This window comes from Pseudomonas sp. REP124, assembly GCF_020164475.1.
Lineage (GTDB): Bacteria > Pseudomonadota > Gammaproteobacteria > Pseudomonadales > Pseudomonadaceae > Aquipseudomonas.
The window spans coordinates 1-9,974 of the sequence record NZ_JAIQWX010000194.1; the positions used below are offsets into that span (position 1 = coordinate 1).

The window sequence follows — 9,974 nt, forward strand, 5'->3', positions numbered from 1 at the left end:
GGTGATTCTCTGTAGGAGCGAGGCTTGCCCGCGAAGAGGCCGGTCTGGACACCAAACATCTCAATCCCGGCTGGTGTCCTTGATCAAATGCGCCGCCAACGTCCGCAGCGGCCCCAGCTGCCGGCAGATCAGCGCCAGTTGTGTCTGCACCAACCGCTGTCCCTCATCGATCTCATCGGGCATCTGCTCAAGCTCATTGGCCAGCGCTTCCTCCTCGTCGCTCTGAATCGCAATCGCCGATTTGCTCACCAGCCCTTGGGCGATTTCGTCGATGCTGGCCGCCAGTTTCACCCCGGCGCCTTCGATCAGGTGCTCGCGCACCTCGGCGGGCAACCGGGTTTCCCGGTGTGCGCCAAGGCCTGACAAATAGCTGAGCAGCGTGTGTGACAGCACCAGAAAACGAAAGCCCAGTTCCGCGTCCTTACGGAAATGCCCCGGCTCCATCAGCATGTTGGCCAGGGTGGTCGACAGCGCCGCATCGGCGTTGTGCGCGTTGCGTCGAGCCAGGCGGTAGGCCAGGTCGTCGCTTTTGCCGGCGGCGTATTGCTGCATGATCTGGCGCAGGTAAACGCTGTTGCAGGTCAGGGTGTTGGACAGCACCTTGTTCAGGCTGCGGCCCTGCCAGTCCGGCAGGAACAGGAACACCGCCAGCCCCGCGATCAGGCTGCCGAGCAGGGTATCGAACAGCCGCGGCAGGAACAGCCCGTAACCGTCGCCCACCTGGTTGAAGCAGAACAGCACCATCAGGGTGATCGCCGCCGTCGCCAGGGTGTAGCGGGTGGTTCGGCTGATAAAGAACACCACGCCGGCGACAATCGCGATGCACGACTGGATCAGCGGGTTGGGGAACAGATCGAACAGCGCCCAGGCCAGAGTCAGGCCGAAGGCGGTGCCGATGATCCGCTGGCCGAGTTTGCGTCGCGTCGCGCCGTAGTTGGGCTGGCAGACGAACAGCGTGGTGAGAATGATCCAGTAACCTTGCGACGGGTGGATCAAATGCACCATCGCGTAGCCGATGCTCAGGGCCAGGGGCAATCGCAGGGCATGGCGAAACAGCAACGAGGTCGGTGTCAGTTGCGTGCGCAAGCGTACCCAGACATCCCGCAAGTTGCGCGGCGAGCGGTCGAGCAGGCTGCTGTCGGTGGCGTCGGCCAGAGCGTCGGGGTTGCTTGCGTCGCTCAGGAGGCGGTCGAGGGTGGCGAGGTTCGCCGAAAGCGCCCGCAGAGAACGCAGCAATCCGCGCCAGGCGGGGTTGCTCTGGACGCGCAGGTGTTCGAGGGAGGCATGCAGGTCGGCCAGGGCTTCTGCGAAGCTGGCGTCATAGATGAACGGCTGGCGCATCTGGATCGATTCGGCCAGCGCCCGGCAGGCCTTGCCCTGCTGGCGCAACAGGCGTTGGCAGCGGAACAGCACGTCGCTGTGGAAAAACGCCTCGGCCAGGGCGTTGTAAGGGTAGTGCGAAGAGCTGGCGCGTTCGTGGATGTCCTGGGCGAGGAAATACAGCTTCAGGTAACGGCTGAGTTTCGAGCCCGGGCGACCGTTGCCGACCCGGTGCAGGATGATTTCCTTGGCGGCGTTGAGTGCGGCGACCACGCGGCCGTTCTGCTTGGCCAGTTCCAGTCGGCGCTCTTCCACATCTAACTGACGGATCGGCTCGAACAGCGACGACTTCAGTTTCAGGTAGTAACCCAGCTCGCGAAACAGACGCGCCAGGCTCTGTTGCACTGGCTGGTTGGAAAACAGCGCCTGCCACAGCACCGAAAGCGCCCCGTACCAGGCCGCGCCGGCCACCAGCAGCAGCGGTTCGTGCCAGACGTCGATCACCGCGCCGCCGCGCTGGTCCACGCCGATCATGGTGTACACCGACAGAATCAGCGTCGCCGAAGCAATCGCGCCATAGCGTTCGCCCAAGGCGCCGAGCATCGTCAGGCAGAAGCTGGCGAGGGCGAAGGCGATGATGAAGACGATCGGGTAGGGGAACAGCAGTTCCACCGACAGCGCGGCGACGGCGAAACATACCAGGGTCACGGCCAGCGCATTGAGGCGGCCTTGCCAGCTGTCGTCGGTCTCGGCCAGGGCGCTGGCGATAATCCCCAGGAACAACGGGATCAGCAGCCCCATTTCATCCTGATACCAACACAGTGCCATGGTGCCGGTCAGGGCGATGAACACCCGCACGCTGTAGCTGAACTTGTCCAGCGCCCACAGACGCCGCAGAGACTGACGAAACGAAGTCGATGACATGAAATGCGAAGGCCTTCCGAGGCGATGCCGCTAAATTGAGCCAGTAATGACGCCGATGCAATGGCGACGATCACATCGGGCAGCAAAAACTGTTCCTTTGAGACTTCGCGCCCGCCTCAAATTTTCAGGCTGGCATAAAAACCTGTGGGAGCTGGCTTGCCAGCGATGAGGCCAGTACATGCAACATTTCTGTTGTCTGTCAGACCGCTATCGCTGGCAAGCCAGCTCCCACAGGGATTGCATTCACATGGTGAGTGGGGTGTCAGACGTATTGCGCGGCGGCGTAGCCCGAGGCCCAGGCCCACTGGAAGTTGAAACCGCCGAGGTGGCCGGTCACGTCCAGCACTTCGCCGATGAAGTACAGGCCGGGGCTTTTCAGGGATTCCATGGTCTTGGACGACACTTCGTTGGTGTCGATGCCACCCAGGGTCACCTCGGCGGTGCGGTAGCCTTCGGTGCCGGCGGGCACGACTTTCCAGCTCGCCAGTTTTTCGGCGATCTCGGCGATTTCCGCGTGGGTGTATTGCTTCATCGGTTTGGAGACGAACCAGTTGTCCGCCAGCAAATTGGCCATCTTCTTGGTGAAGATTTCCCCGAGCAGGGTTTTCAGTTCGCTGTTGGGGCGTTCGGCCTGTTGCTGTTGCAGCCAGGTCGGCACGTCGTGGTCGGGCATCAGGTTGATCTCGACCGTATCGCCCGATTCCCAGAACGAAGAAATCTGCAGAATCGCCGGACCACTGAGGCCGCGGTGAGTGAACAGGATGTTCTCGCGGAAACTCTGGTCGTTGCAGCTGACCAGGCAATCTACCGAAGTGCCGGACAGCTCGCTGCACAGCGCCTTGAGTTGATCGGTGATGGTGAATGGCACGAGGCCGGCGCGGGTCGGCAGCAGTTCGTGGCCGAATTGTTTGGCCACCTGATAGCCGAAACCGGTGGCGCCCAGGGTCGGGATCGACAGGCCGCCGGTGGCGATCACCAGCGACTGGCAGGTGACCTGGCCGAGAGTGGTGTCCAGCAGATAACCCTGTTCGAGCTTCTCGATGGTCTGGATCGAAGTGTCCAGGTGCAGGCTGACGCCGGCCTGATCGCACTCGTTCAGGAGCATTTCGAGGATGTCGCTGGATTTGTTATCGCAGAACAGCTGGCCGAGTTTCTTCTCGTGGTAAGGCACGCCGTGCTTGGCGACCATTCCGATGAAGTCCCACTGGGTATAGCGCGCCAGGGCGGATTTGCAGAAATGCGCGTTTTGCGAGAGGAAGTTGCCAGGCTCGGTGTACATGTTGGTGAAATTGCAGCGCCCACCGCCCGACATCAGGATTTTCTTGCCAGCCTTGTTGGCATGGTCGAGCAACAGCACCTTGCGCCCACGGCCGGCGGCAGTCAGTGCACACATCAACCCTGCGGCGCCAGCGCCAATGATCACGACTTCGGTAGAGCGCAAAACGGTGTCCTCTCACAAACTTTCAATTCACCGACGATCCATGTGGGAGCGGGCTTGCTCGCGAATGCGATCTGTCAGTTACCAATAGGTTGACTGACACACCGCTTTCGCGAGCAAGCCCGCTCCCACAGGGGGTATGTGCAGTCCTTAAAGGATACGCACGCGCAACGACCGGCCCTTGATCTTGCCGTCGTTCAGACGCTGCAGGGCCTGTTTGGCGATGCCGCGTTCCACGGCCACGTAGGCCTGGAAGTCGAAGATCGCGATCTTGCCGACCTGCGCGCCCGGGATGCCGGCGTCACCGGTCAGGGCGCCGAGGATGTCGCCCGGGCGCACTTTGTCCTTGCGGCCGGCGGCGATGCACAGAGTGCTCATCTGCGGCAGCAGCGGACCGCCGCCCTGGGACTTGAGGTTGTCCACCTGATCCCAGGTCAACGGCGTCTTCTGCAGCTCTTCGATCGCCTGCGCACGCTGCGCTTCGGACGGCGCAACCAGACTGATCGCCAAACCTTTCTCGCCGGCACGACCGGTACGGCCAACGCGGTGGATGTGGATTTCCGAATCGCGGGCCAGTTCGACGTTGATCACCATGTCCAGGGAATCGATGTCCAGGCCGCGGGCTGCCACGTCGGTGGCCACCAGCACCGAGGTGCTGCGGTTGGCGAACATGGCCAGCACCTGATCGCGGTCACGCTGTTCCAGGTCGCCGTGCAGGCCTACGGCGGAAATGCCCTTGGCGGTCAGATGATCGACGGTTTCCTGGACCTGCTGCTTGGTGAAGCAGAACGCCACGCAGGACGCCGGACGGAAGTGGCCAAGCACCTTGGTCACCGCGCTCATGCGTTCTTCCGGGGAAATTTCGTAGAAACGCTGTTCGATCTGCGAGTCGTCGTGGAACGCCTCGGCCTTGACCTGCTGCGGGTTGCGCATGAACTTCGAGGCCAGTTGCTTGATGCCCACGGGGTAGGTGGCGGAGAACAGCAGGGTCTGGCGACGCTCCGGGGCCTGCATGATGATTTCTTCGATCGAATCGTAGAAACCCATGTCGAGCATGCGGTCGGCTTCGTCGAGGATCAGGGTGTTCAGGCCGTGAAGCACCAGCGAGCCTTTGCGCAGGTGCTGCTGGATGCGCCCAGGAGTGCCGACGATGATGTGCGCGCCGTGCTCCAGCGAAGCGATCTGCGGGCCGAGGGACACGCCGCCGCACAGGGTCAGGACCTTGATGTTGTCCTCGGCACGGGCCAGACGGCGGATTTCCTTGGCGACCTGGTCGGCCAGCTCGCGGGTCGGGCACAGGATCAGTGCCTGGCAACCGAAGTAGCGCGGGTTGATCGGGTTCAACAGGCCGATGCCGAAGGCTGCGGTCTTGCCGCTGCCGGTCTTGGCCTGAGCGATCAGGTCCATCCCCTTGAGGATCACCGGCAAGCTCTGCGCCTGGATCGGCGTCATCTGGGAATAACCGAGGGAATCGAGGTTAGCCAGCATGGCGGCGGACAATGGCAGAGTATTGAATTCGGTGGCGATGGTGGTCACGGGACTGGCCTGCAAAACAAAATGTCGCGCAGTGTACCAGTCCGATGGCCATTCGCCTGATGTTTCCGGACGAATAGTTATGTAGGGGTTAGTGGCCTATGTCGTGCTCGTGGCTGACTACTCGTCGTCCGTCTTTCGGTGAAAGCTGGGAAAAAATCGTTGCCGCCAGCATCGCCATGATGCCGACCGTGACGAACGTCAGCTGGAACGCGCCCAGCACCGTTTCCACCCCGTCATTGCCAACCTCTGCGGTAAAACCACCAAGCAGCGCACCGGCACAGGCAACGCCAAGACTCAGGGACAACTGCGCCACCACCGACAGCAGGCTGTTGCCGCTGCTGGCGCTGGCATCGTCGAGGTCGATCAGGGTCACGGTGTTCATCGCGGTGAACTGCAGGGAGTTGATCGCCCCCAGGATCGCCAGCAGGCACAGCAGCAGCCAGTACGGCGTCTGCTCGCTGACCAAGCCCATGCTCGCCAGCATGATCCCCAGCGCCAGGGTGTTGCCGGTCAGCACAATGCGGTAGCCCAGGCGTTCGATCATCGGCCGCGCTACCCACTTGGCGACCATCGCTGCGGCGGCCAGCGGCAGCATGCTCATCCCCGCCTGGGACGGCGAGTAACCCAGCGCCACCTGCAACAGCAACGGCACGAGGAACGGTAGGGCGCCGCTGCCCAGGCGGGCGAACAGGTTGCCGAGAATGCCGACGGCGAAGGTTCGGGTCTTGAACAGCGACGGCGAGAACAACGGATTTTCGATGTGCCCGGCGCGCAGCCAGTACGCCGCCAGACAGGCCATGCCGCCGAACAGCAGCAACATCACCCGCAGGTGCGGCAGGTGCAATTCGCCCAGGCCTTCCATGGCGATGGTGATCAGGATCATCGCCGCACCGAACAGCACGAAACCCAGGCTATCGAAGCGGGTGCGCTCGGAGCCGCGCAGGTCCGGGATGAATTTCCACACCGCGTAGCAACCGATCACGCCCACCGGCAGGTTGATCAGGAAGATCCAGTGCCATGTCAGGTATTCCACCATCCAACCGCCCATGGTCGGGCCGATCAGCGGGCCGAGCAGGCCGGGAATGGTGATGAAGCCCATGATCCGCACCAGTTCCGAGCGCGGGTAGGCGCGCAGCACAACCAGCCGCCCGACCGGCAGCATCAGCGCACCGCCCAGGCCCTGGACGACCCGGGCGCCGATCAGCAGGGTGAGGCTGTTGGACAGGGCGCAGAGCAGTGAACCGATGCTGAACAGCAGGATGGCACTGAAGAAGATTTTCTTGGTGCCGAAGCGGTCGGCAATCCAGCCGGACGCGGGGATCAGCAGGGCGACGGTGAGCATGTAGGCGATGATCACGCCCTGCATGCGAAGCGGGTCTTCGGCCAGATCCGCGGCCATGGCCGGCAACGCGGTGTTGAGAATCGTGCCGTCGAGGGACTGCATGAAAAACGCAATGGCGACGACCCACGGCACCCAGCGGGCGGTGACAGCGTCGAGAGGTAGGCGGTTGGGCATGGGACCTCTGGTGAATTGTGATGAACCTCTGTGGTGAGGGGATTTAGCGAAACGTCGCACCGCCCCGTTGGGCTGCGAAGCGGCCCCAAAACCTGCCAATGCGGTTTGCCAGATACACCGCATTCGCCGGATTTACGACTGCTGCGCAGCCGAACGGGGATAAATCCCCTCGCCACAGGAGGCTCTCTGTGTGCTGGGAATTCGTGTTTACCTCTTCGCGGGCAAGCCTCGCTCCTACAGGCCGTGTGCCATCCTGAAATTGGCGCAAAACCTGTAGGAGCGAGGCTTGCCCGCGAAGCTCTTCAAAGGGTCAAAGTCAGCTTGCTGACCAACGCCCCCGGCAGCAGCGCCGATGCCGTCGCACGCTGGCTGTAGGTGCTGGCCGACAGCAGCATTTCGCGCTCCTGGGTCAGTGCTTCGAGCTGCGAACCGAGCAGGCTGAAGGCGCTGTCGTCGAAGCGCATGGTGCTGACCGGTGCCTGGATTTCGCCGTTCTCGACCCAGAAGGTCGCGAAGCGGGTCATGCCGGTAAGACGGGCTGCCGGCTGGTCGGAGAAATTCAGGTACCACAGGTTGCTGATGTACAGGCCCGTGCCCAGTTGCTTGACGACGTCCGCCTCCGCCAGGGCCCCGGCTTGCATGTTTAGGGCGCTGGGCCATTCGCCGGCGCTGGCGCCGTTGGCGGTCAGGCCGTATTCGGCGGCGCTGCGTGAACCGACCAGCTGTGCCTCGGCCTTGCCCTCGACGATCAACCGCAGATCGCTGCGCGGATAACCCTCTTCGGAGAACGCTGGACTCAACGAGCCACTGACTTTCTCGTCCAGCGAAACCAGCGGACTGAAGCTTTGATCACCGCCATACAACTTCTGCAGCGGACTGCTTTTGCTGGCGATCGACTGCGCCGAAAACCCGCCCCAGCACAGCATGCCCATGATCTCTTCCAGCGCTGCCGGCGCCAGGTAAGCGCGATACTGACCCGGCGCCAAGGTGCGCAATGGTCGCCCAAGAAATTCCAGCTGCTCGCGGGCTTGCTGGAAGCGTTTGGCGAACGCCTCGCTGTTCCAGTCATGGCCGGCAAAGCTGGCTTTCACCGCCTGGCCGTTTTCGTGGAACAGGCTGAAATCGAAGTTGAAGCTGTTGGCCTGATGCCAGCCAAACGCCCCGGCGGAACTGGCGAAACCACGGCTGATGGGTCCGGCCGCGTAGAAGCCCACCAGATCCAGACCTTCGGCGGCGCGGGTGATTTCGGCGACCACCTGCTCGGTGTCCGGCAGCGGATGCTCCTGCACATTGTTGCTGTGCCAGCCGTTGTGGTTGAGCAACAGATACGGATCCTGCGGCAGCAGCGGCAGGGTGTCGCGCAGTTGTTGCAGGCCTTCGGCCAGACGCTGCTGATCCACCTGCGGATCGCCGGAGAGAGTGATGTCGAGGTCGGCGTGGCGACCGTCATGGATCAGTTTCAGGACGATGCTCGCCTGCTGCACCTGCCCGGCCTGACGCACCTTGGCGTGGTTGAAACGCACGAAGGCCGAGGATTCGGCGGCGTAGCTCAAGGTGAACTGTTCCGGTTCGTGCAGGGCCTCGCGCAGGCCGCTGACCAGCGCCTTGAACGACTCGCCCTGGTTTTTCGAGGTGCTCGCGTGAGTAGTCATCAGGCGTCTCCTCCAAACACATCAACGTTGCTGAACACGCAGGCCGGCGACGCATGGCCGACGCGGATCACCTGGTTGGGTTCGCCCTTGCCGCAGTTCGGTGTGCCGAGGACCTGGAAGGTGTTGGCATCGCCGACGGCGCTGAGGCTCTTCCAGAACTGCGCGGAAACGCCCCGATAATTCGGGTTTTTCACCACGCCTTTGAGTTCGCCGTTTTCAATCAACTGGCCCCATTCGCAACCGAACTGGAACTTGTTGCGCGCATCGTCGATGGACCAGGAGCGGTTGGTGCTCATCAGGATGCCGTGCTCGATGTTGCCGATCAGGCGTTCCAGCGGCTGATCGCCGGGCTCGATGTTGAGGTTGGCCATGCGGTCGATCGGCGGACGGTTCCAGCTGCAGGCGCGGCTGTTGGCCACTCCGGCAAGGCCCGCGCGGAACTGCGACAGCGCACCGCCCAGCGGGCGCAGCAACAGGCCTTCGCGGATCAGGAATTGCTTGCTCGCGGCGGTGCCGTCGTCGTCATGGCCGTAGCTGGCGAGCTGTTCGGGAATGTCCGGGTCGAAGGTCACGTTGAGCAGTTTCGAGCCGTATTGCAGATGACCGAAGTCTTCGGCTTTGACGAAGCTGGTGCCGGCGTAATTGCGCTCGTCGCCCAGGATGCGATCCAGCTCCAGCGGGTGGCCGATGGATTCGTGGATCTGCAGCATCATCTGGTCGGGCATCAGCAGCAGGTCGCGAGGGCCTTGCGGGGTGTTTGGCGCGAGCAGCAGTTGCAGTGCTTCGTCAGCGACCTTCGGACCGGCGCCGATCAGACCGCAACGGCTGATGACATCGGCGCCGCCCTGTTGGCCGAAGTTCTCGCGGCCCAGGCTGCGGGTCTGGCTGTCGTTGCCGTCGTAGGCGGTGACGTCCAGGCCCGGATAGACGAAACGCTGTGCCTGGCGCAACTCGGCGCCGGCGCTGTTGAGGTAGATCTGCTCGACGTGGGTGATGCCGATGCTCACCTGCCAGTTCACCAGACGATCGTCCTTGGGCACGGCGGCGGATTCGGCGCCGAGCAGTTCATAGCATTCGTTCAGGGACGGGAAGGGCTGGTCGAGGTTCGGTGAGAAATAATCGGCACGATCGCCGGAAACGGTCTGGTCGTGCAGGTCCAGCAGAGCGTGGGGCTTGAGCTGGCGCGCCTGCTGTTCGGCGCGTTCGAGGGCCGCTTGCAGGCCATGCTGCGACAGGTCGTTGGTGGCGGCATAGGCTTCGACGCCATTGACCCGCACAGTCAGCATCGCGCCTTCGTCACGGCGCAGGCTCGGCGGTTCGGCGACGTTCTTGCGCACCGACAGGTACTGCCCGGACTCACGTACATAACGCAGGGAAAAGAACTCGGCGCCCGTGCGCAAGGCAGCGAAGCGCTGCTTGAGCTGGGGATGGAAATCGAACATTCGGGAACCTCCTTGTGATGGAGTGACGGTGCAGCGGTGTTGCTGGAGGAGGGGTGAAACGGTTGCGTGGCGCTAGATTAGGCCTGCGAGGGGGAACGATCAAGCTAGAGAGGTGTGGTGTTTGTGAGGGCCTCATCGCGGGCAAG

General features: G+C 62.8%; 6 protein-coding genes. All 6 read right to left on the reverse strand.

The window, feature by feature from the left end:
* Positions 1-60: 60 nt before the first annotated feature.
* The 6 genes from yccS to K9857_RS27890 all read right to left on the reverse strand — a co-directional run bounded on the left by yccS (position 61) and on the right by K9857_RS27890 (position 9,828).
* The gene (gene yccS, locus K9857_RS27865; protein WP_224541380.1) at positions 61-2,244 is read right to left on the reverse strand and encodes a YccS family putative transporter; all 2,184 of its coding nucleotides are present in this window, start codon (positions 2,242-2,244) and stop codon (positions 61-63) included.
* Positions 2,245-2,506: 262 nt separating this feature from the next.
* Positions 2,507-3,685, reverse strand: coding sequence for an NAD(P)/FAD-dependent oxidoreductase (locus tag K9857_RS27870; protein WP_224541383.1), 1,179 nt, complete (start codon positions 3,683-3,685; stop codon positions 2,507-2,509).
* A gap of 147 nt (positions 3,686-3,832) precedes the next feature.
* Positions 3,833-5,170 (reverse strand): ATP-dependent RNA helicase DbpA, encoded by a 1,338-nt coding sequence (gene dbpA, locus K9857_RS27875; protein WP_411961622.1) that lies wholly within the window; start codon positions 5,168-5,170, stop codon positions 3,833-3,835.
* Between the two features lie 136 nt (positions 5,171-5,306).
* Positions 5,307-6,734: a multidrug transporter subunit MdtD gene (mdtD, locus tag K9857_RS27880; protein ID WP_224541387.1), complete on the reverse strand. Its 1,428-nt coding sequence runs from the start codon at positions 6,732-6,734 to the stop codon at positions 5,307-5,309.
* A 302-nt stretch (positions 6,735-7,036) separates the two neighbouring features.
* Entirely contained in the window at positions 7,037-8,386 is a 1,350-nt protein-coding gene (locus tag K9857_RS27885; protein WP_224541389.1) for a TldD/PmbA family protein, read from the reverse strand.
* Positions 8,386-9,828, reverse strand: coding sequence for a TldD/PmbA family protein (locus K9857_RS27890; protein WP_224541391.1), 1,443 nt, complete (start codon positions 9,826-9,828; stop codon positions 8,386-8,388). Before K9857_RS27890 ends, K9857_RS27885 begins: the two co-directional genes overlap by 1 nt.
* Between the last annotated feature and the right edge of the window lie 146 nt (positions 9,829-9,974).